Below are 3389 nucleotides of genomic sequence, written 5' to 3' on the forward strand. Positions count from 1 at the left end.
CTTCTAATTCTTTTAGTTCTGCTTCAATCGCTTGAAAATTACATGCTCTCAATTTGCTAATAAATGCTGCTTCATTAAATGTAAACAACATATCTTCTTCTGTTGATTTTAATTGATTGTAATGAATAACCGTATTATTCCCACAAAAGAAACGGTTTTCTTGAGCTTTTACAGCTTCTTCAAAAGAAATTTGAATATTCCTCACATCTTCATAAAATCGTCCAATTCCGATTGTGACAGTGTAGTTCGTCATTTCATAAATATAATTTTTACAAAGTGTCGCTACTTCAATTGCATGTTGCTCATATTTTTTGTAATTCATTTGAATTTCTGCAGCATATAAAATTGCGATTTTTTCAGGCGCAACAGGAATGATAATCGATTTAGAATGCATCCCTTCTAAACAACTTCCCAATTGCTCCATCACTTCATTCCGTAATGCCCATTTCCATTTTTTACTCTTGTTGCGGACATATTTATGGAAATGATCAATATGGACTACAAACACAAGGTTTGGCATTGCAAGTAAGCCACACTCTTGACTCCTCATCCAAATATCACGTGGACTCATAATTCCACCAAATAATAAATCATAAGCTAAGCTTGTCTTTAATTGTCTCGTTCTTTCTATATTAAAAGCAATTCTACGCTCTCTCATTAACCGTTGCTCTTTTAAATAAATAAATATTTCAGTTATTTGGTCTATTTCGATTACATCTAGACATCCTCGTTGAAAAAATTTGCGAATTTCATCTTTAGTAAATCTTTTACCGACGACAATCGCTTCACTCATTTGTTGAGTTGACAATCCCTTCACCTTTTGACAATCTACTAAAATAAGGTCTCCCAGCTGAAAAGGTATTGTCCTCAATGAGTCCGTATCTATCCATTCATAATATTCATCAATATTTTGTTTTTTATATTGTCTCTGTATGACTGTTCTATGTGTATCGTTTGTGATCGCTATAAATATCTTGTTCTTTTTCATTCTATGTCTCCCCCTTTGGTCGACATTACAATGGTTTTTTCAATTTATGGGTACGAACCATTTCTTGAGCTTTTTCATAACCAGCATCCGCTAACCGAATAATACTTAATGCTGGGTCCATTTTTAATACTCGCTCTAACTTTTTCGCTCCGGCTAATGTTCCATCAGCTACAACTGTCATACCCGTGTGTATGGAGTTTCCAATTCCAACTCCTCCACCGTGCTGAATTGTGACCATCGATGCTCCTGCACTCGCGTTGAGCATCCCGAGCAAAATAGGCCAGTCGGCTACTGAATCACTACCATCTTTCATCGCCTCTGACTCTCGGTATGGCGCTGCAATCGTGCTTGCTTCAGAGTGATCTCGCGTAATCGCAACAGGTCCCTGTAACTCTCCATTCGCCACCATATCATTTAAAATTTGTCCTAATTCGATTCGCTCTTCATAATTTAACCAGCATGTACGGGCGGGTAATCCATAGAAGTGTAAATTGTTTTGAACATAAGTTAACCATCTCTGTAAACGAGTATCGTGCGCGTAACGATTTAATAATTTTTCGTCTATTGCATATATGTCACTTGGGCTTCCTGAAAGGGCTATCCATCGACAAGGCCCACGTCCTTCACTATAAAGTGGACGAATATATTGGGTTACAAAATTCGGGATATTAAAAGCTCTTTCTAATCCATTTTTATAGGCTTGCCCTCTAATATTATTTCCATAATCAAATACAACTGCTTCTCTTCTTTGAAATTCAAGCATCGCTTTCACATGGCGAACCACCGAACGTTGCGCTAAATTAATATATGTTTTTCGTTTATTTTTACGTAAATAATTAGCTTGTTCTAAAGTGAGACCTTCTGGTACGTAACCATCAACTAAGTCATGAGCAGCTGTTTGATCCGTCACAATAGAGGGCGTAAAATTCAAGTTCAACATTTCACGATAGACATCTGGCGCATTTCCAATTAAAGCAATCGCCAACGGTTGCTTTAATTCTGCTGCTTCTTGAGCAAGTTCAATCGCACGTTTCGTAGAGTGAACGGCTATATCACAATAATTGTTTAACAATCGACGATTCACTTTTTCTTCATCAATTTCTACAATAATTGATACTCCACCGTGCATAGAAATAGAAAGCGGTTGTGCCGATCCCATGCCACCAAGCCCAGAACTGAGCACAATACGTCCCTTTAATGAGTCGTCAAAGTAACGGGCTGCAATCTCCCCCATCGTTTCAAAAGTTGTTTGCAAAATACCTTGCACTCCGATATAAGACCAACTTGCGGCTGTAGCTTGTCCATACATTGTCAATCCTTTTTCTTCCAAACTTTTAAACATCGCATCGGTCGCCATTGCTGGAACGAGCATAGAAGTAGAAGAAATAACACGTGGGGCATCTTCATAGGTTTTAAACACACCTACCGGCTTTCCCGATTGTATGAGCAATGTTTCATCACGTTTCAATCTTTTTAACTGAGCAATGATTTGTTGAAGTGATTGTTCATCTCGTGCTGCCTTACCTCGTCCACCATACACAATTAACTCATCTGGACGTTCCGCTACACGCGGATCCAAACTATTTAACAATAATCTTAACAACGCTTCTGTCTCCCAAGTTTCACAAGATAAGCTTTGGCCGATTGGAGAATACCAAGGTTTTCGTTCATTCATTTGCAACACTCCTTTGAAAATGGGTAAAACTGTCCCACTTTTCTTGCGGGACAGTGCCATTCATTTTATTGTTCAAGCATTGGAATGCGTACACCACGTTCTTTTGCAACATCGATTGCACGTTCATATCCTGCGTCAGCATGACGAATGACACCCATTCCCGGATCTGAAACTAGAACGCGTTCAATTCGTTGACGTGCTTCTTCTGAACCATCTGCTACAAGAACTTGACCTGCGTGTAAAGAATAACCCATTCCAACGCCACCACCATGGTGAACACTTACCCAGCTCGCTCCGCCTGATGTATTAATTAATGCGTTTAAAATTGGCCAGTCTGCAATCGCATCTGAACCGTCTTTCATCGATTCAGTCTCACGATTTGGAGAGGCTACAGAACCCGAATCTAAATGATCTCGACCGAAGACGATCGGTGCTGAAATTTCTCCACTTGCAACCATTTCGTTCACTTTCAATGCGAACTTATGACGCTCGCCATATCCGAGCCAGAAAATACGTGACGGTAAACCTTGCCACTGCACCATTTCTTGAGCCATATCAATCCAGTTCACAAGCGCTTCATCGTGTCCGAACATTTCTTTTGCTAATGCATCTGTTTTGTAAATATCTTCTGGATCTCCTGAAAGTGCTGCCCAACGGAAAGGCCCTTTCCCTTCACAGAAGAGTGGACGTAAATATGCTGGAACGAATCCTGGGAAGTCGAAAGCA

2 protein-coding genes and 1 pseudogene are annotated in these 3389 nt (G+C 39.6%); all 3 read right to left on the bottom strand.

Annotated elements, in window-relative coordinates; genetic code table 11:
• Nucleotides 1–988: hypothetical protein (locus VIG73_RS10490; RefSeq protein ID WP_331641696.1), on the bottom strand; the 988-nt coding region annotated here is incomplete at its 3' end.
• 25 nt (nucleotides 989–1013) lie between these two features.
• Nucleotides 1014–2663, bottom strand: a complete 1650-nt coding sequence (gene hutU, locus VIG73_RS10495; RefSeq protein ID WP_194562325.1) for a urocanate hydratase — start codon at nucleotides 2661–2663, stop codon at nucleotides 1014–1016.
• A gap of 65 nt (nucleotides 2664–2728) precedes the next feature.
• Nucleotides 2729–3389 (bottom strand): annotated as a pseudogene (locus VIG73_RS10500) (urocanate hydratase); the annotation flags it as partial.

This window comes from Cerasibacillus sp., from assembly GCF_036516575.1.
Lineage (GTDB): Bacteria > Bacillota > Bacilli > Bacillales > Amphibacillaceae > Cerasibacillus.